Consider the following 1,237-nt stretch of genomic DNA (forward strand, 5'->3'; position numbering starts at 1 on the left):
TCTGTCGCACAATCTTTGTGCGGTATTGCCTTATGGCAACACTGCCGTACAAGCTTTGTTAAAACGAGTAAAAAATTCAATTACGGAGGTAAACCCTATGTTGACTTGTGAAACCTGCGGCGAGATCGTGCCGGAGGGCACCCAATACTGTCCCAACTGCGGGGCACGGCTTTCCGGCGGAGAGCCGCCTGTGCCGGACGCACCGGATTCCTTTGCACCGGATACGGCAGATGTTCCGGAAGATTTCGGCACACCGGACAGCACCGCAGATTCCGCGGAAAGCACTGCCGCACCGACACCGGAAACACCGGACGCTGTCGGCGTGACCGGTGACACGAACCCTTATTCCATGCCGTCCGGCGGTGCGGTTCCCCTGCAGGCACCGAGCCAGTCCGGCGGCACCTATCCGCCCACTGGCAGCGGGCAGAACTACGGGCAGACACCGCCCCAGACACCCTATTCCCAGCAGCCCTACGGACAGGCGGGATACGGGCAGCAGAGCAATCCGCAGCCGAACAGCTACGGGCAACAGGGCTACGGGCAGACAAACAGCTACGGGCAGCAGGGCTATGGGCAGCCGAACGGCTACGGACAGCAGGGCTATTCCCAGAACAGCTACTATCCGCCCCAGTACAATCCGCCCAAGAAGAACGACGGCAAGGCAGTCGCCGGACTGATCCTCGGCATCGTTTCTATTGTGTCTTCCTGCTCCGGTTCCGGCGTTCTGTTCGGCATTCTGGGCATCGTCTTTTCCTGCATGTCCCGCAAGGAAGCCAAGAACAACCCTAACGGCACAACCGGCAACTCCGGCTTGTCCACCGGCGGTCTGATCTGCTCCATTATCGGCATCGTGATCTCGGTTATCGTGATCCTGTCTACAGTGGTGGGCATGGTCAGTGGCATGCTGGACAGCGGCAGCACCTTCGATTCCTCCTACGACAACTATGAGTACTACGGAGATTTTGAAGATGCCTGCCGGTATTTCTTCGGACTTTGGTAATTCCTAGGGCAACACCGCACAAAGCTTGTGCGTAAGGTGCGTTGTTGCCCTATATCTGCACGCATGGGCGAATGGGTCTGTGCGTGCTTTTTTGTGAATTTTTTTCAGTTGTGCTGTTTTTGAAAAACTGGTTTGGTATGATGGTGGGGTGGTGAGGGGATGGGGTTATTTTGTGGAATCTTTTGCTTAATGTGTGAGGTTACACGGAAGCACCCCTCAGTCACCTGCGGTGCCAGC

Annotated in this window: 1 protein-coding gene; it reads left to right on the forward strand. The window is 56.8% G+C overall.

What is annotated here, in order from left to right; all coding sequences use genetic code 11:
* Nucleotides 1-97 precede the first annotated feature (97 nt).
* A complete protein-coding gene (locus tag RUMCAL_RS04805) occupies nucleotides 98-1,000 on the forward strand; it encodes a zinc-ribbon domain-containing protein (RefSeq protein ID WP_040647067.1) in 903 nt (300 codons plus the stop codon).
* Nucleotides 1,001-1,237 lie beyond the last annotated feature (237 nt).

It is taken from the genome of Ruminococcus callidus ATCC 27760 (genome assembly GCF_000468015.1).
GTDB classification, from domain to species: Bacteria; Bacillota; Clostridia; order Oscillospirales; family Ruminococcaceae; genus Ruminococcus_C; species Ruminococcus_C callidus.

Excerpts from the sequence above, each read along its gene's own strand:
- RUMCAL_RS04805 (WP_040647067.1), top strand. The coding sequence starts at position 98 with ATGTTGACTTGTGAAACCTGCGGCGAGATCGTGCCGGAGGGCACCCAA.